General features: G+C 72.5%; 20 protein-coding genes. 3 read left to right on the top strand and 17 right to left on the bottom strand.

Annotation, left to right across the window (positions count from 1 at the left end; genetic code table 11):
* From IEZ04_RS31870 to IEZ04_RS31940, 16 genes are all read right to left on the bottom strand, one after another.
* Positions 1 to 174, bottom strand: a 174-nt coding sequence (locus tag IEZ04_RS31870) for a flavodoxin-dependent (E)-4-hydroxy-3-methylbut-2-enyl-diphosphate synthase (protein ID WP_189220464.1), incomplete at its 3' end; no start/stop codon positions are given.
* On the bottom strand, positions 171 to 1232 hold the full coding sequence (gene hpnH, locus IEZ04_RS31875) for an adenosyl-hopene transferase HpnH (protein ID WP_189220465.1): 1062 nt from the start codon (positions 1230 to 1232) through the stop codon (positions 171 to 173). The genes hpnH and IEZ04_RS31870, both read right to left, overlap by 4 nt.
* A 5-nt stretch (positions 1233 to 1237) precedes the next feature.
* Positions 1238 to 1879, bottom strand: a complete 642-nt coding sequence (locus tag IEZ04_RS31880) for a 5'-methylthioadenosine/S-adenosylhomocysteine nucleosidase family protein (protein WP_189220466.1) — start codon at positions 1877 to 1879, stop codon at positions 1238 to 1240.
* Position 1880: 1 nt separating this feature from the next.
* Positions 1881 to 3884, bottom strand: a complete 2004-nt coding sequence (gene shc, locus IEZ04_RS31885) for a squalene--hopene cyclase (RefSeq protein WP_189220467.1) — start codon at positions 3882 to 3884, stop codon at positions 1881 to 1883.
* 169 nt (positions 3885 to 4053) lie between these two features.
* Positions 4054 to 5190, bottom strand: a complete 1137-nt coding sequence (locus IEZ04_RS31890) for a polyprenyl synthetase family protein (RefSeq protein WP_189220468.1) — start codon at positions 5188 to 5190, stop codon at positions 4054 to 4056.
* On the bottom strand, positions 5187 to 6668 hold the full coding sequence (gene hpnE, locus IEZ04_RS31895; protein WP_189220469.1) for a hydroxysqualene dehydroxylase HpnE: 1482 nt from the start codon (positions 6666 to 6668) through the stop codon (positions 5187 to 5189). The genes IEZ04_RS31890 and hpnE overlap by 4 nt, the downstream gene beginning before the upstream one ends.
* Positions 6665 to 6841 carry a DUF6380 family protein gene (locus IEZ04_RS36115; RefSeq protein ID WP_373296392.1) on the bottom strand — a complete coding sequence of 59 codons (177 nt, stop codon included), beginning with the start codon at positions 6839 to 6841 and terminating at the stop codon, positions 6665 to 6667. The genes hpnE and IEZ04_RS36115 overlap by 4 nt, the downstream gene beginning before the upstream one ends.
* Positions 6841 to 7791: a presqualene diphosphate synthase HpnD gene (gene hpnD, locus IEZ04_RS31900; protein WP_189220470.1), complete on the bottom strand. Its 951-nt coding sequence runs from the start codon at positions 7789 to 7791 to the stop codon at positions 6841 to 6843. The genes IEZ04_RS36115 and hpnD overlap by 1 nt, the downstream gene beginning before the upstream one ends.
* The gene (hpnC, locus tag IEZ04_RS31905; protein WP_189220471.1) at positions 7788 to 8690 is read right to left on the bottom strand and encodes a squalene synthase HpnC; all 903 of its coding nucleotides are present in this window, start codon (positions 8688 to 8690) and stop codon (positions 7788 to 7790) included. Before hpnC ends, hpnD begins: the two co-directional genes overlap by 4 nt.
* A 481-nt stretch (positions 8691 to 9171) precedes the next feature.
* Positions 9172 to 9948 (bottom strand): ABC transporter ATP-binding protein, encoded by a 777-nt coding sequence (locus IEZ04_RS31910; protein WP_189220472.1) that lies wholly within the window; start codon positions 9946 to 9948, stop codon positions 9172 to 9174.
* Positions 9941 to 10870, bottom strand: a complete 930-nt coding sequence (locus tag IEZ04_RS31915; RefSeq protein WP_189220473.1) for an ABC transporter permease — start codon at positions 10868 to 10870, stop codon at positions 9941 to 9943. Before IEZ04_RS31915 ends, IEZ04_RS31910 begins: the two co-directional genes overlap by 8 nt.
* A 96-nt stretch (positions 10871 to 10966) precedes the next feature.
* Positions 10967 to 11851: a glycosyltransferase family 2 protein gene (locus IEZ04_RS31920; protein ID WP_189220474.1), complete on the bottom strand. Its 885-nt coding sequence runs from the start codon at positions 11849 to 11851 to the stop codon at positions 10967 to 10969.
* Positions 11852 to 12631 (bottom strand): CDP-alcohol phosphatidyltransferase family protein, encoded by a 780-nt coding sequence (locus IEZ04_RS31925; RefSeq protein ID WP_189220475.1) that lies wholly within the window; start codon positions 12629 to 12631, stop codon positions 11852 to 11854.
* On the bottom strand, positions 12609 to 13670 hold the full coding sequence (locus IEZ04_RS31930) for an iron-containing alcohol dehydrogenase family protein (protein ID WP_189220476.1): 1062 nt from the start codon (positions 13668 to 13670) through the stop codon (positions 12609 to 12611). Before IEZ04_RS31930 ends, IEZ04_RS31925 begins: the two co-directional genes overlap by 23 nt.
* Positions 13658 to 14410: a phosphocholine cytidylyltransferase family protein gene (locus IEZ04_RS31935; RefSeq protein WP_189220477.1), complete on the bottom strand. Its 753-nt coding sequence runs from the start codon at positions 14408 to 14410 to the stop codon at positions 13658 to 13660. Before IEZ04_RS31935 ends, IEZ04_RS31930 begins: the two co-directional genes overlap by 13 nt.
* Positions 14407 to 16224 carry a DUF5941 domain-containing protein gene (locus tag IEZ04_RS31940; protein ID WP_189220533.1) on the bottom strand — a complete coding sequence of 606 codons (1818 nt, stop codon included), beginning with the start codon at positions 16222 to 16224 and terminating at the stop codon, positions 14407 to 14409. Before IEZ04_RS31940 ends, IEZ04_RS31935 begins: the two co-directional genes overlap by 4 nt.
* 485 nt (positions 16225 to 16709) lie before the next feature.
* Between IEZ04_RS31940 and IEZ04_RS31945 the strand changes: the two genes are divergently transcribed.
* From IEZ04_RS31945 to idi, 3 genes are all read left to right on the top strand, one after another.
* Entirely contained in the window at positions 16710 to 17648 is a 939-nt protein-coding gene (locus IEZ04_RS31945; protein ID WP_189220478.1) for a cation diffusion facilitator family transporter, read from the top strand.
* A gap of 43 nt (positions 17649 to 17691) precedes the next feature.
* Complete coding sequence (locus tag IEZ04_RS31950) at positions 17692 to 18222, top strand: GNAT family N-acetyltransferase (protein WP_189220479.1); 531 nt, start codon at positions 17692 to 17694, stop codon at positions 18220 to 18222.
* 123 nt (positions 18223 to 18345) lie between these two features.
* Positions 18346 to 18939: an isopentenyl-diphosphate Delta-isomerase gene (gene idi, locus IEZ04_RS31955; protein WP_189220480.1), complete on the top strand. Its 594-nt coding sequence runs from the start codon at positions 18346 to 18348 to the stop codon at positions 18937 to 18939.
* A gap of 19 nt (positions 18940 to 18958) precedes the next feature.
* Here the strand turns inward: idi and IEZ04_RS31960 are convergent, their stop codons facing one another.
* Entirely contained in the window at positions 18959 to 19471 is a 513-nt protein-coding gene (locus IEZ04_RS31960; protein WP_189220534.1) for an ATP-binding protein, read from the bottom strand.
* Between the last annotated feature and the right edge of the window lie 4 nt (positions 19472 to 19475).

Consider the following 19475-nt stretch of genomic DNA (forward strand, 5'->3'; position numbering starts at 1 on the left):
GATCTGCTGCAGCGTCGCACCGATGTCCGACGTACGCGTCGTGGTCATCGACTGGACCGAAACGGGCGCGTCCCCGCCCACCGCCACGGAGCCGACCTGGATACGCCGCGAGACGCGGCGTTTCGCGAGCGGGCGGGGCGGCATGCCCGGAACGCCCAGGGCGACGGCCGTCATGACGTCACCCGCGATTCCTCCGGTACCCGTTTGCCCGGGCCGTGGCCTCCGGTGACCGTCTCGCGCATCGCGCGCAGGGACTCCTTCAGGGAGCCCATGGTGGCCAGGACGGCGGTGGGCTCGTAGCCGCAGTGCGCCATGCAGTTGGCGCAGCGCGGGTCCTTGCCGCGGCCGTAGGACTCCCAGTCGGTGTCCTCGATCAGTTCCCGGTAGGTGGACACGTAGCCGTCGCTCATCAGGTAGCAGGGCCGCTGCCAGCCGAAGAGCGAGTAGTTGGGGATGGCCCAGGCCGTGCACGGGAAGTCGACCTTCCCCTCCAGGAAGTCGAGGAACAGCGGCGAGTGGTTGAGCCGCCAGCGGCGCCGGTTGCCGCCCGCGAAGGCCTTCCGGAACAGTTCGCGGGTCTGCTCCACGCCGAGGAAGTGCTCCTGGTCGGGTGCCTTCTCGTAGGCGTAGGCGGGCGAGATCATCATCTCGTCGACCCGGAGGTCGTCGTTCAGGTAGTCGAGCACCTCGACGACGGTCTGCGGGGTGTCGGTGTTGAAGAAGGTGGAGTTGGTGGTGACCCGGAAGCCGCGCGCCTTGGCCTCCTTGATGGCCTCCACCGCCTCGTCGAACACGCCTTCCTTGGCCACGGACTCGTCGTGCCGCTCGCGCAGTCCGTCGATGTGCACGGCGAAGGCGAAGTACGGCGAGGGCCGGAACAGGTCCATCTTCTTGCGCAGCAGGAGCGCGTTGGTGCAGAGGAAGACGTATTTCTTCCGGGCCACGAGCTGACGCGCGATCTCGTCGATCTGCGGGTGCATCAGGGGCTCGCCGCCGGCGATCGACACCATCGGGGCGCCCGACTCCAGCACGGCGCCCACGGCCTGGGCGACGGGCATGCGCTGCTTGAGCACGCCCGCGGGGTGCTGGATCTTGCCGCAGCCCTCGCACTTCAGGTTGCAGGCGAAGAGCGGTTCCAGTTCGACGATGAGCGGGAACTTGTCCCGCCCGCGGAGCTTCTGTTCGGCGAGGTAGGTCGCCACCTTGAGGGACTGGCGGAGCGGCATGGCCATCTGGCTCACCTCCTGGGGAGCAAGGAACGGTGCCATTCGAGACAAGCGGGCAGGACGGAACGAAGGACGCGGAAAGCTGATATTCCACCGCGCACCGTGCCTATCCGGACCAGTTCATGTTCTGGAGCGTCCACGACCACCCGGACGGCCGCAACCGGGTGTGCGCCCGCGCGGACCGCGCACTGGAGTGTGACGGCGGATTCCATGTCGACCGCGATCGCGCCGGTTCTGAGCAGCGCGGACCGCTCCTGACCGCGTACGACGTGGTCGGAACCGGCGAGCGGCCCCGTGTGGACGGTGCGGCCCGGTACGGCCCGGCGCAGTTTGCCGGCCAGCGGGCCGGTCCGCGCACATGGCGTAACGGCGCCGTCCGGGGCGCGGGTCTCCGTGGCGACCACCGGGTCACCGGGGCGCATGCCCGGCGCGAGCCCGGCGCAGAACCCGGTGACGAGGACCGCCGCGCCGCGCAGCGCCGGGTCGCCGAGCGCCCGGGAGACCGCACGCCCGGCCGCCCGCGGCCCCATGCCGGTGCGCAGCAGGGTGACCGGACCGGCGGCGTCACCGCCACCGCCGCCCCGCAGGGCGAGCCGCTCGACGCCGAGCGCACAGACGACCAGCAGCGGGACCGCGGGGGGCGGGCCGTCCACGTCAGCTCCCCTGGGGCGGTGCGGCCGTCCTGTCGCGGTACGGATCGCCGTGGACGTACCGGCCGAGCGCGGTGAGCGGGAAGACCTGCCGGTAGAGGTGGTAGTTGATCGAGAAGTCCCAGGGGAAACCGGTGCCGGTGAAGTACGGCTCGTCCCAGGAGCCGTCCTCGCGCTGGGTGCCCGCGAGCCACTCGACGCCGCGCTCCACGGCCTTCGACTCCCGCTCGCCGGCGGCCAGCAGCGCGATCAGGGCCCACGCGGTCTGGGAGGCGGTGGAGGCGCCGCGCCCGATCCACTGCTCCTCGCGGTAGGAGCGCAGGTCCTCGCCCCAGCCGCCGTCGTCGTTCTGCACGGTCTGCAGCCAGGCCACGGCCCGGCGGATCGCGGGGTGCGCGGCGGGCAGCCCGGCGGCGGTCAGCGCGGGCACCACCGATCCGGTGCCGTAGACGTGGTTGACGCCCCAGCGCCCGAACCACGAGCCGTTCGGCTCCTGGGCGGCGAGCAGCCACTCGACGCCGCGGCGGGTGTGCGGATCGTGCGCGAGGCCCTCGACGGCGAGCATCTCCACCACGTGGGCGGTGACGTCGGCGGAGGGCGGGTCGATGACCTCGCCGAAGTCGCAGAACGGCAGCCGGTTGGGGAAGGGGCTCGTGTTGTCGACGTCGAAGGCGGCCCAGGCGCCGTCCCTGGACCGCATGCCGAGGGTCCAGCGCACCGCGCGCGCGACCGCCCGGTCCGTCCGCTCGGGATCGGGGTGCCGCACGCGGCGCAGGGCCAGCACCACCTCGGCGGTGTCGTCGATGTCGGGGTAGTTGTCGTTGTGGAACTCGAACGCCCAGCCGCCGGGCGCCAGCCGCTTGGTGCGCACCGCCCAGTCGCCGGGCCGGACGATCTCCTCGCCGAGCATCCAGTCCGCGGCCCGCACCAGCTGCGGGTGGTCGGCGGGCAGTCCGGCGTCGGCCAGTGCGATGGTGGCGAGGCAGGTGTCCCACACGGGTGACTGACAGGCCTCGATCATCCGGGAGCCGTCCTCGCGCCACACCGCGAACCGGTCGAGGGAGGCGAGGCCCGCGCGCATCACGGGGTGCTCGAGGTCGTAGCCGAGCAGGTGCAGGGCGATGAGCGAGTACACGGCCGGCGGCTGGATGCCGCCCCAGCAGCCGTCGTTCTCCTGCCGCTCGATGATCCAGCGCGCGGCGGTGTTCATGGCGGCCCGGCGCAGCCATCGCGGCGCCACCCGGTGGTAGCCGTGCAGGAGCCGGTCGAGCTGCTGGAAGGCTCCTCCCCAGCCGGCCGGCGGTAGGCGGCGCCGGGCCGGGCGCGGCCGGTCCGAGTCCGTGTGCAGTTCCCGCAGCGGGAAGGGCGCGGGCCGCACCGGCCGCTGCGCCGAGACGATCGTGAGCGGCACTATCGTCTGCCGTGCCCAGCACCCGAAGTCGTAGATGTTGAGGGGCACCCACTTCGGCAGCCAGATCACCTCCGGCGGAAGTTCGGGCAGGTCCTCCCACTTCCACCAGCCGAACAGGGCGAGCCAGATCCGGGTGAACACGCGTGCGGCCGCGATGCCGCCCTGGGCGCGGACCCACTGCGCCGCCCGTGCCATGTGCGGCGCGTCCGGGGCGTCCCCGGCCAGGCGCAGCGCGACGTACGCCTCGATGGTGGTGGAGAGCTCCCCGGGCCCGCCGTGGAAGGTCGCCCAGGTGCCGTCCTCGCGCTGCTCGCCGCGGATGAACAGGGCGGCCGCGCGTGTGGTCTCCTCGTCCCGGATGCCGAGGAACTGACGGAGCAGCAGGTCCTCGGCGTCCATGGTGACGTTGGTCTCCAGGTCGCCCTTCCACCAGCCCTCGGCGTCCTGGCGCGCGAGCAGGAAGTCGGTGGCGCGCCGCATCGCGCGGACGGCGGCGTCCGGGCCCCCCGCCGCCGCGGGGGTGTCGCTGTCGGTGTCGCTGGCCGAGGCGGTCCGGGGCGGCAGGGCCCCGGCACTTCCGCCGGTCGTCGCTGTCATGGCTTCCCCTTCGTGCAGGTGGTGTCTCTGCTTGCGGGTCCGCCGTCGGCCGGTGCTGAAGTGCTGGGGAGCCCCCCGCCCGGGCGGGGCCGAGACGTCCGGGGGGCACCGGCCGGCGACTATGCGAGGCTTATTCGACCGATCATGATCAGCGCTGACGCGGGAGTGGTCATCTCTTCCGTACGACGACGAAGTCGGCCAGGGCCACGAACCGGTCCCTCACCCTGTCCGGCATGGACACCGTGTCCAGGGCGTCGAGGGCGACCCGGTGCTGGCGGCGCGCCTCCTCGGCGGTCCACTCCCGGCCGCCGGCCTCCTCGATGAGGGCGGCGCGGGCGGCGAACTCCTCCTCGGAGAAGTTCTCGAAGTCGCTGCTTCCGGCGTCGGCGGCGAGGATCTCGCCGAGCCGCCCGGAGGCCGGGCCGCCCGCCGCGAGCGCGGCCACGACCGGCAGGGACTTCTTGCGCTGGCGCAGGTCGCTCCAGGTCTGCTTGCCGGTGGACTCCGGGTCGCCCCAGATGCCCAGCAGGTCGTCCACGGCCTGGAAGGCGAGGCCGAGGTGGTAGCCGTAGCGCTCCAGCGCGTCGGCCGTGGCGTCGTCGGCGCCGCCGAGGACCGCGCCGATGGAGGAGGCGCAGGCGAGCAGGGCGCCGGTCTTGTTGCCCTCCATCTCCAGGCACTCCTCGACGCTGACGCGGTCGCGGTGCTCGTAGGAGATGTCCTGGGCCTGGCCGTCGATGAGGGCGCGGGTGGCGGTGGTCAGCCGCCGGGTGGCGCGGCCGGCCGCCACGGTGCCGAGCTCCAGCAGCACCTCGTTGGCCAGCGCCATGAGCGCGTCGCCGACCAGGATGGCCTGGGCGGGGCCGTGCACCTTCCACACGGTGTCGCGGTGCCGGCGCTGCTCGTCGCCGTCCATCAGGTCGTCGTGCAGCAGGGAGAAGTTGTGCACCAGTTCGACCGCGACCGCGCCGGGCACGCCGGTCTCCGGTGCGGCCCCGGTGACCTCGGCGGACAGCACGGCGAGCGCGGGCCGCACGGCCTTGCCGCCGTCGCCCTCGGCGGGGTTGCCCGCGGCGTCGATCCAGCCGAAGTGGTAGGCGGCGACGGTGTCCATGGGCGGCGCCAGACGGTCGACGGCCGCCCGCAGCACCGGCGTGGCCAGGGTCCGACCGCGCTCCAGGAGCGCGGTCACGTCGACCGCGGTCTCTCGAGCGGCCGTCGGGGCCGGGGGCACAGTGGGCACAGTCTCTCCTCTTGTTGCTGTGTGGGGGGTGCGGGGGTCCGCCGCGCGCGTCCCGGCCTTCACCGGAGTCCGCCTCTCGGGGAGACACCGGCCGTCTCGGGTGCCCGGCCGGACGTCCGGGGCCCGTCCCCCGGGAGGGTACGGCCGGCCGCCTCGTCGAAGTCGAAGAGGTGGTCGCGGGGCCGGTCCAGGGCGGCCAGCGCGGCGGACGCCGCGCCGATGCCGCTGCGGACCGCACCCTCCATGGTCGCGGGCCACCCCGTGGCGGTCCACGCTCCGGCCAGGTAGAGGCCGGGAACCCTGGTACGGGCGCCGGGCCGCAGCCGTCCGACGCCGGGTGCGGGGGCGAACGTGGCCGTGCGCTCCCTGGTGACGAAGAAGTCCTCGACGACGGCTCCGCGCGCGCCCGGCAGCAGCCGTTCCAGCTCCGGCAGGTAGCGCTCGCGCAGCTCGGCGACGGGCGTGTCGATCTCGTCCTGCGCGGCCGACTGGGACAGCGCCAGGTACTGGCCCGTCCGCAGCCCGGAGGCCTCGGTCCGGTCGAACACCCACTGCACGGGGCTGCCCAGCGCCGCGAAGAACGGCCGGTTCAGCACCTTCCGGTCGTACACGACGTGGACGTTGAGGATGGGCGCGGTGCCGATGTCCAGCAGCCGCTCCGGGTGCTCGAGCGCGCCCCGGGGCAGCAGTCCGTGCGTCTCGCGCTGGGGTACGGCGAGCACGACCGCGTCCGCGTCGAGGCGCTCGCCCGACGTCCCGACCGACCACCGCCCGTCCGGCGCAGGAGTGACGGAGGTGACGCGGGTCCGCAGGGCGGTACGGACGCCCGCCGCGTCGAGCGCCCGGCGGGCGAGCCCGTCGTGCAGGTCGCCCAGCGGGACGTGGGCCCAGCCGATGTCGGCCGCGCCCGGGTCGGACAGCAGCCCGGTCCTGAACACCATCGCGGCGAGCGCGAGGGAGGCGTCCCCCGCGACCGCGTTGAGGGTGGCGACGCCCACCAGGTCCCACAGCGCCTCGACGGCACGCGGCGACTGGCCGTGTTCGGCCAGCCAGCCGCCGAAGTCCCGGTCGTCGAGCGCGGGATCCGCGAGGTCGAGTCCCTTGAGCGCGAGCGCCGCGCGGCCGACCCCGGCGCGCTCGGCGAGCGACAGGTGCGGGTACGTGGCGAGGGAGCGCCCGAGGTGCAGCGGTACGGGCAGGGCGTCGCGGCGCAGCCGTCCGAGCCGCCGTCCCGGCCGGCCGGCGGCGTCGAGGACGGGCACGTCGAGACGATCCTGCAGCGGTGCGAGCGCGGCCCCGCCGATCCGGTCGAGGAACCAGCGGTAGGCGGTGCAGCAGCGCAGGTAGACGTGTTGTCCGTTGTCGACGGTGAGTTCGCCGCGCCGGAAGGAGAAGGCGAGTCCGCCGAGCCGCGGCCGTCCCTCCAGCAGGGTGACCGCCACTCCCGCGTCGGCCAGTGACAGCGCCGCGGTCACGCCGGCCAGCCCGCCGCCGACCACGACGGCCGTGCGCCCGGCCTCGGACCGTGTGCCGTCGCTCATCGGGTGCCCTCCCCCGCGGCCGGGCCGTGCTGCCCGGCCGGTGCACGGCGGGCCGTCGCCGTCGGGGACGCGGCGCACGGGCGGAGGGTTGCGTACCGCTTGTCGCCGATGGAGCCACCCTGGACCGCATTGTCCACACTGCCGGCATGGCCGGTATTGCCGGTATTCCCCATCACGTGCGCCTCCTGTCGGCCCGGCGGGACACGTGCCGGGCGTCGAGCCCGGACAGGCCGCGCACGGCGACGTACGCCTTCTCGCGCCCGGGCAGGGAGACCCGGCCGCGCAGCACGGCCTCGGGTTCGCGCTCGATGCGGTCGAGCAGACGGCGGTAGATGCCGGCCATGGCGGCGACGCAGGCGCCGCTGCGCCGGTCGAGCATGGGCAGCAGCTGGTAGCCCTCGGCGAAGAGGGCGCGTGCCCGGCGCACCTCGAAGTGGACGAGGCCCGCGAAGTCGGAGTCGGACGGCGGGACGGGCCCGGCGAAACCGGCGGAGCAGCCGAACTTGGCGAGGTCGTCGGCGGGCAGGTAGGTGCGCCCGCCCTCGGCGTCCTCGCGCAGGTCCCGCAGGATGTTGGTGAGCTGGAGCGCGAGCCCCAGCGTGTCGGCGTACTCGGCCGCGCGTTCGGCGCCGCGCGCGCCGGGTTCCGTGCCGAACACGCCGAGCGAGACCCGCCCGATGGCACCCGCGACACAGCGGCAGTACCGCTTCAGGTCGTCCCACGTCTCGTAGGTCTCGCCGCGCACGTCCATCAGGACGCCGTCGATGAGCTCGTCGAGGCCGCCGAGCGGGATCGGGAACTGCCGGCTCGCGTGCGCGAGGGCGACCGCCACCGGATCGGTGTCGTCCTCGTCGACCTCCCCGTCGCGGACCCGGGCCAGCAGGCCACGGGTGTCCTCCAGGCGGGCCTCCTTCACCTCGGGCCCGAGCGTGCCGTCACCGATGTCGTCGACGCGCCGTGAGAACGCGTAGACCGCCGACATGGCGCGCCGCTTGGCCGTCGGCAGCAGCCTGATGCCGTAGGCGAAGTTACGGGCCTGCTGTCCGGTGACGGTCTCGCAGTAGCTGTAGGCGGCGAGTACCGGTGCGGACACGAGTGCTTCCGACTCCACGGTTCGGATCACCCCTCTCCTCGCAGAGTCACGCCCACCTCATGCAGCAACCGGAGCTTGCCGGGCTTGGGCGGGCCGGGAAGTACGTCGTAATCGGCGGCGGCGATCGCGTGGACCGCCGCCCGTCCCCCCGCGACGAACCCCGCGAGGAGCAGTCGCAGCCTGCCGTGGACGCTGCCCACGAGGGGAATGCCTTCATCGAGCAGGTCACGGGCGCGCTCCGCCTCGTAGGCGACCAGCGCGCGGACCGACGCGCCCGCCGTGGGGACGGCGAGATCCGCCTCCTGGACATGGAAGCGCTTCATGTCCTCGGCGGGCAGGTAGACGCGGTCGCGGCCGAGGTCCTCGGCGACGTCCTGCAGGTGCTCGACGATCTGCAGCGCGGTGCAGACGGCGTCCGAGCGGCGGACGCGTTCGGGCGTCGCGGTACCGGTGATGCCGAGCACGAGCCGGCCGACGGGATTGGCGGACAGCTCGCAGTAGGCGAGGAGGTCGTCGTACGTCTCGTAGCGCGCGACGAGCTGGTCCTGGCGGTTCGCGGCGATCAGGCCGAGGAACGGCTCGGGACCGAGGGAGCGGCGGCGCACGGTCGGCTGGAGCCGGCGCAGCAGCGGATGGCGCGGCGTGCCGTCGAACACGCGGCGCAGGTCGGCCTCGAAGGCGTCGAGCAGGACGAGGCGGTCCTCGGCCTCCCCGGGCGCCACCCCGAGCAGCCGGGCGTCGGCACCGCCGGGGGCGAGGTCGCCGTCGCCGATGTCGTCGACGAGCCGGGCGAAGCCGTAGACGGCCATGAGGTCGTCGCGCCAGGCCCTGGGCAGGAAGAACGGGGCCACGGGGAAGTTCTCGGCGGCCGCCTTGGCAAGGGTGCCCTGCTCCGGGCCGCCCGGGCGCGCCGTCGCGGGTTCCGTCACCGCTCGCCACCCGACGCGGGGACGGCGCGCACGTCGTGGAGGTGGGGAGTCTCCGTAGCCATTGCCGTCACATCTCCCGTTCTACACTGACGACGCATTTCACACTATTTCGGACACGCCGCCCACGTCTGCTCGGCACGGCAGTGCCGGGTGTCGCGCATTATGGACCCACTTGCCGCGATTCGGCACCGGTACAGCTTACGTTGTACAGCGCGCCGCGCTCCGCCGGGGTGTCCCGCGCATCACGAGAACTCACCGATCCGTCCCAGGGTTCCCGTGGGTCTCTTCCTTCACAGAACATCCCGACCGCACCGGAGCATGTCCGGCGGGGCCGGGACGTGGACGGCGAGGTCGGGACGTGGACGGCGAGGTCGGGACGTGGACGGCGAGGTCGGGACGTGGACGGCGAGGTCGGGACGTGGACGGCGAGGCCGGGCCCCGGAGGGCGGCGGCAGCCGGCCGGGTCTTCGCGGACCGGGCCCTACTTGCCCGTGAACTTCTCGTACTCCTTGAGCACCTCGTCGGTCGGCCCGTCCATCCGCAGCTCACCGCGCTCCAGCCACAGGACGCGGTCGCAGGTGTCGCGGATCGACTTGTTGTTGTGGCTGACCAGGAAGACCGAACCGGCCTTCTTGCGCAGTTCGCGGATGCGGTCCTCGGAGCGCTTCTGGAAGGAGCGGTCACCGGTGGCGAGGGCCTCGTCGATCATCAGGACGTCGTGGTCCTTGGCGGCCGCGATGGAGAACCGCAGCCGCGCCGCCATGCCCGAGGAGTAGGTGCGCATCGGCAGCGTGATGAAGTCGCCCTTCTCGTTGATGCCGGAGAAGTCGACGATCTCCTGGTAACGGTCCCTGATCTGCTCACGGGACATGCCCATCGCGAGGCCGCCCAGGATGACGTTGCGCTCACCGGTGAGGTCGTTCATCAGGGCCGCGTTCACACCCAGCAGGGAGGGCTGGCCGTTGGTGTAGACCCGGCCGCTCTCCGCGGGCAGCAGGCCGGCGATGGCGCGCAGCAGGGTGGACTTGCCGGAGCCGTTGGAGCCGATCAGGCCGATGGCCTCGCCGCGGTAGGCGGTGAAGGAGACGCCCTTGACGGCGTGCACCTTGCGCACCCCGCGCTTCGCGTCGTCGGAGCCCCGCCTGAGTATGCGGCTCAGGGCGGCGGTGGCGCTGCCCTTGCCGGTCCTGGCGCCGTTGACGCGGTAGACGATGTGCAGCTCGTCCGCGATGACGGTGGGAACACGTGCCTCAGCCACGGCCGTACCTCTCCTCCGCCTTCCAGAAGTACACGAAACCGCCGAACGCGACCACGACCGCCCAGCCGCACGCCACCGCCCACACGTGCGGGGGCAGGTGCTCGGAGCCGTACCCGTCGATCAGCGCGAAGCGCATCAGGTCCATGTAGACCGCGGCCGGGTTCCACTGCAGGACGTCGGCGATCCAGGCCGGGTGGTCGGCCAGCATGGCGCGGATGGAGAACATCACGCCGGACGCGTACATCCACGTGCGCATCACGAACGGCATCAGCTGCGCCAGGTCGGGGGTCTTGGCGCCGGCCCGGGCGAAGATCAGCGCCAGGCCCGTGTTGAACAGGAACTGCAGCACCAGCACGGGCACGATCAGCAGCCAGGACAGGCTCGGGTAGCTGCCGAACCCGATCGCGACGACGAAGAGCACGATCATCGAGAACAGCAGTTGCTGGAGCTGCTGCAGCGCGAAGGAGATGGGCAGCGAGGCACGCGGGAAGTGCAGCGCGCGCACCAGCCCGAGGTTGCCGGAGACGGCGCGCACACCGGCCATCACCGAGCTCTGCGTGAAGGTGAACACGAAGACACCCGTGACCAGGAACGGGATGTACACCTCGCGCGACAGGCCCCGGTCGGCGTTCAGGATGAGGCCGAAGATGAGGAAGTACACCAACGCGTTCAGCAGCGGCGTCGCCACCTGCCACAGCTGGCCGAGCTTGGCCTGGCTGTACTGGGCGGTGAGCTTGGCCTGGGAGAAGGCGACGATGAAGTGGCGCCGCCCCCACAGCTGGCGGACGTACTCGACGAGCCCGGGCCGGGCGCCGCTGACCGAAAGCCCGTACTTGGCGGCCAGTTCGGCCGCGGTCATCCCGTCGTCGGGTGACGGTCGGTCGGTCACCGCGACCTTGCCGTCCTGCGTTGTCTCACTCACGAGTGGAAGCTTTCGTCCTCAATGTGCGCGGCCTGGTCGGGCCCAGGCGGCAGCCTGGAACCGGGTACGGCCGAATGCTCTCAGATGCCGAGCTTGTCAGATGACCGGAGGTCGGCCCAGACGTGTCAGACGCCACACCGTACGCCACCGCATGGGCCTGCGGGGGCCGCACGGGCTGGTCCAGCCCTCCCGGAAACCGCCGAACCATGCCTTCAGGGCGGGCCCGGACGGCTTGCGGAGCAGGGTCAGGAGCAGCCAGGCGCCCAGGTAGAGGGGGACCAGGGGGGCGGGGAGGTTGCGGCGCGCGAGCCAGACGCGGTTCCGGGCGACCATGCGGTGGTAGACCGCGTGCCGCGAGGGCGCGGTCGTCGGGTGGTGCAGCACCATGTCGGACCGGTAGTCGATCATCCAGCCCGCGTCGAGGGCCCGCCATGCCAGATCGGTTTCCTCGTGGGCGTAGAAGAATTCGTCCGGAAGTCCGCCGACTTCCGCGAAGACTCTCGTACGGACCGCGTTGGCGCCGCCGAGGAAGGTGGTCACCCGTGACGAGCGCATCGGGTCGGCGGCGCGCAGCCGGGGCACGTGGCGGCGCTGGGTGACACCGGTGTCCGGATCGGCGATGCGGAAGCTGATGATGCCGAGCTCGGGGTCGGCGGCGAACGCCTCCCGGCAGAGCTGGACGGTGTCGTGGTGGGCGAGCAGGCCGTCGTCGTCGAGGAAGAGCAGGATGTCGACGTCGCGGCCGCCGGGGCCGAACGCCTCGATACCGACGTTGCGGCCGCCGGGGATGCCCAGGTTCTCGGGCAGTTCCACGGTGCGGACCCCGTCGGGGACCTCCGGCACCGGGGAGCCGTTGCCGACGACGACCACCCGGACCGGGTCGCCGTCCTGCTTGGCGACCGAGTCCAGGAGGGCGCGCAGCTCGTCGGGGCGGTTGCCCATGGTGATGATGACCGCGCCGACCTTCATACCGTTACTCACTTACTTCAGCCTGCTCGATGCCAGGACGGACACGAGGTGCAGCAGGGTCTGGAGCAGCGCGATGCCTGCCAGCACGGCCACCCCGAGCCGCGAGAAGAACAGGTCTCCCCGGACGGTGTCCACGACCGCGAGGACCAGGATCAGCAGGGACGCCTCGATGCCGAGAACCAGTCGATGGAATTTCAGCGCGGATGCCGCCCTGCGCGCCAGTGCCAGACCGGACGAGCGCGGCGCGGACGCCGCCTCCTGCACCGGTGCCATTCCGGCCTGGTGCCGGGCGACACCGACCAGGTCGGTCTCGGCCTTGATCAGTACGGCGCCGAGGGCGGCGAGGGTACCGAGGAAGGCCCACAGCCAGTCGATCCGTCCGGAGCCCCACAGGTCGGCGGCGCGCAGCCCGAAGCCCACCAGTACCGCGGCGTCGCACAGGTAGGCGCCGACCCGGTCCAGGTACACGCCGGAGAGCGAGTACTGCTTCTTCCAGCGGGCGATCTCGCCGTCGACACAGTCGAGGAGCAGGTACAGCTGCACCGCCACCACGCCGAGCACGGCGCCCCAGATGCCGGGCACCAGCAGGGCCGGGGCGGCGAGGACGCCGAACAGGGTCATCAGATAGGTCAGCTGGTTGGGCGTGACCCGGGTGTTCACCAGGTGGCGGTCGATGCGCAGCGAGATCTCGCGCATGTACAGCCGACCGGCCCAGTGCTCGCCGCTGCGCCGGTCCTTCACCCCCGCGGGGTGGACGACCGGACGGAGCTCAGCTACCGATGGCTTGTGCATAGTCGGCGTAGGCGTCCTTGATCTGTTCGGTGGAGAGGTCGAGATGTTCGAGGATGGTGAAGCGGCCGGGCCGGGTCTGCGGGGCGAACTCCACGACCCGGACGAACTCGTCCGCCGTGAAGCCGATCTCCTCCGGCAGCACGGGCAGTCCGTGCCGGTGCAGCACCTCGGCCATGTAGGCCGACTCCTCGTGGGCGCCGCGCAGGTGCATCGCGAAGGCCGCGCCCAGGCCGCACTGCTCGCCGTGGCTCGCGGCGCGCCGGGGGAAGAGCAGGTCGAAGGCGTGGTTGATCTCGTGGCAGGCGCCGGAGGCGGGGCGGGAGTCGCCCGCGACCGACATCGAGATACCGGTGAGGACCAGGCCCTCGGCGAGCACCTGGAGGAAGCCGTCGTCGCCGACGCCGCCGGGGTGGCGCAGCACGGCCTCGCCGGCCTGCCGGGCCATGGCGGCCGCGAGGCCGTCGATGGCCTCGCCCTTCTCGCGGGCGGCGAGCTCCCAGTCCGCGACCGCGGAGATGTTGGACAGGGCGTCGCCGATGCCGGAACGCACGAAGCGGACCGGGGCCTCGCGGATGATGTCGAGGTCGATGACGACCGCTATCGGGTTGGGCACGCCGTACGAGCCGCGGCCCGCGTCGTTGTCGAGGGTGGCGACCGGCGAGCACAGCCCGTCGTGCGAGAGATTGGTGGCGACCGCGACCAGGGGCAGCCCGACGCGCGCGGCGGCGAACTTCGCACAGTCGATGATCTTGCCGCCGCCCAGGCCCACGACCGCGTCGTAACGCCCGCCCTTCATCGCGTCGGCCAACTTGATCGCGTCGTCCAGGGTGCCACCGCCGACCTCGAACCAGTCGGCGACGGGGAGCGCCGGGCAGATCCGCTCCCGGAGTTTGGCCCCGGAGCCGCCGCTGATCGCGACGGCCAGCCTGCCGGACGACGAGATCCGCTGGTCCGCGAGGACCGTCGCCAGATCGTCGAGGGCACCCGGGCGGATGTCCACGACGATCGGCGAGGGGATGAGCCTCGTCAGTACTGGCACGCGATCTCCCGGCCCTTGGCGAGGTCGTCGTGGTTGTCGATCTCGACCCAGCTGACGTCGCCGATGGGCGCGACGTCGATGCGGAAGCCGCGGTTCACGAGCTCCTGGTAGCCGTGCTCGTAGAACTGCTGGGGGTCGGTCTCGAAGACGGTCTTCAGGGCGTCGGCCAGCTCGTCGGCGGCCTCGCCCTCGATGAGGGTGACGCCGATGTACTCGCCGGTGGCCTCGGCCGGGTCCATCAGCTTCGTGATCTTCGTCATGCCGCCCTCGGGGCCGACGACGACCTTCATCTCCTCCTCGGCGAGGGACTTCACCGTGTCGAGGGCGAGGATGATCTTCTTGCCGTCGCCGCGGGCGGCCAGCAGGGTCTTCTCGACGGAGACCGGGTGCACTGTGTCGCCGTTGGCGAGGATCACCGAGTGTTTGATCGCGTCACGTCCGCACCACAGGGAGTAGGCGTTGTTCCACTCCTCGGCCTTGTCGTTGTCGATCAGGGTGATCTTGACGCCGTACTTCGCTTCCAGGGCCTCGCGGCGCTCGTACACGGCTTCCTTGCGGTAGCCGACGATGATCGCGACCTCGGTCAGGCCGATCTCGGCGAAGTTCTTCAGGGTGAGGTCGAGGACGGAGAGCTCGTTCTCGGTTCCCTCGCCCACCACGGGCACCAGCGCCTTGGGCAGCGTCTCGGTGTAGGGGCGAAGACGCCGGCCGGCGCCGGCGGCCAGGACGAGGCCGATCATGCGGGTTCTCCTTCATCGTGTACGGCGGGTGCGCCGCGTCTGTGGGCGGTGACCCAGAAGCGGATGCTCTCGGTGAGCACCACGAGTGCCACGAACACGGCGCAGGCCGTGAGCGCGAGCGTGAAGTCCGTTGCGGTGAGCCAAGCGGCCAGCGCCGTGACCACCAGCGTCCTGCCCTCGTGCCCGCCGATCGCCCGTACCAGCCAGCGCGGGGGCGCTCCGCTGCCACCGCGGATGCGGTACACCGTGTCGTAGTGATGGTAGGCGACGGCCGCCACCAGCCCGAAAGCCGCGGGCAACGCTCCGTTCACGTCCGCCCGGGCCGCGAGCAGCAGGATCGTGCCGTACTCGGCGGCCCGGAGGACCGGCGGAACCAGCCAGTCCAGGGGGCCGGTGAGCGGTGCGGAGACGGCGATGCCGGACAGGATGGCGTAGACGAAGGCGGTGCTGAAGACGCTCCAGTCCCCGTAGCCGGAGACCGCGGCGTCGATCACGAGCAGAGCGGCGCCGAGGACCACGAGCACGGGTGCCCCGTAGCCGCCGCCGCGCCGCTTGCGGACCGTGTCCTCGGCCAGCCAGCCGGTGTCGGCCAGTTGGGCGAGGGCCCGTGCCGCCTGCGCACCGCGCGCCGCCTTGCGGGTCAGCGACCTCAGGACCCGTCCGGCGGTCGTGTAGCAGGCGGCGAAGGCGCAGCCCACCAGCAGCACGACGAAGGTGACACGTGGCGTGGTGAGCGCCGTGAGGACCGCGATCAGCGCCCAGCGCTCGCCGATCGGCAGCACGATCATGCGGCGCGCCCAGACCGTCCAGCCGACGCTGTCGAGCCGGTCGGACAGGGCGGCGGTGGGGCTGGGGCCGGCGGTGGCGGCAGAATCCCCGGCGTTCGCCTCGTTGAAGGAGAAATCGACCACGTGCCGGGCGGTCTGCAGGACCATCGCGCCGAGGGCGAGCGCCCACACGTCGTCGCCGCCGCGGGCCGCGCCGAGCGCGAGTCCCGCGTAGTAGGCGTACTCCTTGGCCCGGTCGAAGGTCGCGTCGAGCCAGGCGCCGAGCGTCGAGTACTGCAGCGAGTAACGGGCGAGCTGGCCGTCGGTGCAGTCCAGCACGAAGGAGAGGAGGAGCAGCAGTCCGGCGGCGACGTAGCCGCCGCGGGTGCCGGTGGCCGCGCAGCCCGCCGCGATCAGGGCGGTGAGCAGGGACGCGGTGGTGACCTGGTTCGGGGTCAGGCCCCGGCGCGCGCACCAGCGGGCGAGGTAGCGGGAGTACGGGCTGACGAAGTGCGTGGTGAAGAAGCCGTCGCGGGACTTCACCGCCGTACGCAGCCGTACGGCCTCGTCGTCGACGGCGGCCACGGCCTGACGGGCCTCGTTGCGGGCCTGCGGGTCGGCGGGGACCGTGGCGACGAGGGCGCCGAGCTCGGGGCGGTGCACGGCCGTGCCGTCCGCCTCGAGGGCCGCGGCGACGCGGTCGGCGATGCTGTCTGCTCCGGCGGGCGTCGCGTGACCGGGCACGGCGGAGCGCTCACGGGCGACGGCACGGGTCAGGGCCTGGCGGGCGGCGGGCCGGACGGTCACGGCGCCGGGCAGCGCGGCGGCGGGGAAGCGCGGGTCCGTGAGGCCGAGGCGCAGCGCGTGGAGGTGGCCCACGAAGCGGGCGTCCACGAGTGCGACGCGCTGGTCGCCGGGCACCTGGGCGAGCAGTGTCTCGGCGTGACCGGCGTCGGAGGCGACCCGCACGTCGAAGCCCAGCTCCCGCAGCTCGCCCTCCAGGGACGATCCGGGGACCGGCTGACCGGTGAGGATGGCGGTCGACAGACGAACTCACTCCCTGGGTGCCGGCGCGGCGCGCCGGCCTGTGCGTGGGTGGGGCGCCCCTGGTCCTCACTGGGGGCCGGGCGGCGTGTCGGCAGAGGGTATCGGATGATGAGAAGCGGGCGTTCACCGCCTGTTAACGGAACGCTCGACCGGCTCTGCTCCGCCTCGGCCGCGATCATCATCGGTGATTCTGGTCCCGCGCCACAAACCGCGGTCGTATATCGGCCCATATACGGCGGCACATACGGCACCCGGCGGAGCGCCACCCGTCTCGCCGAGCACGCCGTCGCCGCCCCGCACACCCGCGGGGGAGGGCGCGCCCGCCTCGCCGGTCCGCCTCCCGCGAGCCCTGTGACCTGCGGTTCGACTCTCCGTCATTTCCGCAGGTCAGAGCAGATGACAACGGTGTTCAGTGCCGCGTTGCCGGATACCCCCCACCCGTAGTTCACTGGTGATCCCGAAGCGGACGGAGAAGGGCGGAATCCATGGGGGCCGGTCACGATCACGGGCACGCGCACGGCATGCCGTCCGGGGGGACGGCGACGGCCGCGTACCGCGGCAGACTGCGGGTGGCGCTGTCGATCACGCTCGCCGTCATGGTGGTCGAGATCGTCGGTGGCGTCGTCGCGGACTCGCTCGCGCTGGTCGCGGACGCGGCGCACATGGCGACGGACGCCCTGGGTCTCGGGATGGCGCTGCTCGCGATCCACTTCGCGGGCCGCCCGGCGAGCGGACGGCGCACCTTCGGGTACGCGCGCGCCGAGATCCTCGCCGCACTGGCCAACTGTCTGCTGCTGCTCGGCGCGGGCGGTTACGTGCTGTACGAGGCGGTCCAGCGCTTCCTCGTCCCCGCGCAGACGCAGGGCGGCGTCACGATCGTGTTCGCGCTGATCGGTCTGGCGGCGAACATGGTCTCGCTGACGCTGCTGGTGCGGGGCCAGCGGGAGAGCCTGAACGTGCGCGGCGCGTTCCTCGAGGTGGTGGCGGACGCGCTGGGCTCCGTGGCGGTGCTGGTCTCCGCGGTGATCGTGCTGACGACGGGCTGGCACGCCGCCGACCCGATCGCCTCGCTGCTCATCGGCCTGATGATCGTCCCGCGCACGGTGCGGCTGCTGCGCGAGACCCTCGACGTCCTGCTGGAGTCGGCCCCGAGGGACGTCGACATGGCGGAGGTGCGCGCGCACATCCTCGCGCTGCCCGGCGTGGAGGACGTGCACGACCTGCACGCCTGGACCATCACGTCCGGGATGCCGGTGCTCTCCGCGCACGTGGTCGTCGGATCCGGCACCCTGAACGCCCTCGGCCACGAGAAGATGCTGCACGAACTCCAGGGCTGCCTCGGCGACCACTTCGACGTCGAGCACTGCACGTTCCAGCTGGAACCGAGCGGTCACGCGGAGCACGAGGCGAAACTGTGCCACTGAGCCCGGCCGCGCCGGCGGCCACGAGCATCAGGAGGCACTCGCCTTGACCGACACCGTGTCCGCGCCGTTCCCGCCCTGGCGCACACGCCCGGAGACCGCCGCCGACCGTGCCGAGGTGCACGCGCTGACCGCCGCCGCCTTCGGGCGCCCCGAGGAGGCCGATCTGGTGGACGCGCTGCGCGCGGACGCCGGGGCCTGGCTGGACCTGGCGTGCGTGGCCGAGGCGCCGGACGGATCCGTCGTGGCTTACGCGCTGCTCACCCGGTGCCATGTCGGCGGGGCGCCCGCGCTGGCGCTCGCCCCCGTCGCGGTACGGCCCGACCGGCAGCGCGAGGGCGCCGGAGGCGCCGTCGTACGGGCGGTGCTCGCGGAGGCACGCGCGCGCGGGGAGCGGCTCGTGCTGGTGCTCGGACACCCCGGCTACTACCCGCGCTTCGGCTTCACGCCCGCCTCGGCGTACGGGATACGGGCCGGCTTCGACGTGCCGGACGAGGCGATGATGGCGCTCGTGCTGGACGGTTCTCCGTCCGTGACACCGGGCATGATCAAGTATCCGGCCGCTTTCGGCGTGTGATCCGTGCCGGTCCCGGCCCCCGCCGAAGGTGCCGGGGCCGGGGCGGCGGCGCGCCGTGACGTGCCGGGTGTGCCGGTTCAGTACGGCAGACTTGAGGCTCGACGAACGAGGCGAAGGACGATTATGCCGATCACACCCGCCACCGCGATGCAGAGCGCACCGCGAGGCACCACGGAACCGATCCTGCTGGAACTGGTCGACGAGGACGGCACCACGATCGGCACTGCGGAGAAGCTCACCGCCCATCAGGCGCCCGGGCAGCTGCACCGGGCGTTCTCCGTGTTCCTGTTCGACGAACGCGGACGGCTGCTGCTCCAGCAGCGCGCCCTGGGCAAGTACCACTCCCCCGGCGTCTGGTCGAACACCTGCTGCGGTCACCCCTACCCGGGCGAGGCGCCCTTCGCGGCGGCGGCCCGGCGGACCTACGAGGAGCTCGGTGTCTCCCCGTCGCTGCTGGCCGAGGCGGGCACGGTCCGTTACAACCACCCGGACCCGGACTCGGGTCTGGTGGAGCAGGAGTTCAACCATCTCTTCGTCGGGCTGGTGCAGTCCCCGCTGCGGCCGGACACCGAGGAGGTCGGGGCGACCGCCTTCGTGACACCCGCCGAGCTGGCCGAACGGCATGCGCGGGACACGTTCTCCGCCTGGTTCATGACGGTTCTGGACGCGGCCCGGCCGGCGGTCAGGGAGCTGACGGGTCCGTCCGCCGGCTGGTGAGCCGGGGCGGGCCGGCGGTCTAGAGCAGGGGCGCGGGGTGCAGCGGGAGGACCGCCCATACCACCTTGCCGCCGCTCGGGGTGTGCTCCATGTCGCACACCCCGCCCGCCTCCTTGGCGACCTCCCGCACCAGGAGCAGCCCCCGGCCGCCCGTGCGCGCGTGGTCGGTCTCCAGGGCGGTCGGCCGGTAGGGGTGTCCGTCCTCCACCGCGATCCGCACCCATTCGGCGCCGACGGCGAGTTCCACGGCGAGCGTCGGCGACATCAGCGCCGCGTGTTTGACCGCGTTGGTCACCAGCTCCGAGACGATCAGTAACAGCCCCTGGGTCAGGTCCTCCGTCATGGGTACGCCCTGCCGGGCGAGCAGGTCGCGGACGGTGTGCCGGGCCTGTGGCACGGAGGAGTCGACGGCCGGGGCGGTGAACCGCCAGACCCCCTCGTACGGCAGCGGTGCCGTCGCTCTGCGCTCCCCGCGGGGCGGCTTGTCTCCGCCGTCAGGGCGTGGGCCCGGCCCCCGCCCCTCGCTCTTCATCGTC

It is taken from the genome of Streptomyces ruber, assembly GCF_014648075.1.
GTDB lineage: Bacteria > Actinomycetota > Actinomycetes > Streptomycetales > Streptomycetaceae > Streptomyces > Streptomyces ruber.